1 rRNA gene is annotated in these 342 nt (G+C 56.7%); it reads right to left on the minus strand.

The annotated features are described in order from the left end of the window. Nucleotides 1-342, minus strand: a 23S ribosomal RNA gene (locus L0P92_RS44950); the annotation flags it as partial.

Genomic DNA, 342 nt, shown 5'->3' on the forward strand with positions numbered 1-342 from the left:
ATGAAACTCGCTAGAGGCTTTTCTCGACAGCATAGGATCATCCACTTCACCACAATCGGCTCGGCATCAGGTCTCAGACTATGTGCCAGGCGGATTTACCTACCTGACGTCCTACACCCTTACCCCGGGACAACCACCGCCCGGGATGGACTACCTTCCTGCGTCACCCCATCACTCACCTACTAACCGCTTGGTTCGGCGGCTCCACCACTCCCCTCAACTCCGAAGAGATCAGGGCGGCTTCACGGCCTTAGCATCACGATGCTCGATGTTTGACGCTTCACAGCGGGTACCGGAATATCAACCGGTTATCCATCGACTACGCCTGTCGGCCTCGCCTTA

Origin of the sequence: Streptomyces muensis, assembly GCF_021474425.1 — a bacterium.
Lineage (GTDB): Bacteria > Actinomycetota > Actinomycetes > Streptomycetales > Streptomycetaceae > Streptomyces > Streptomyces muensis.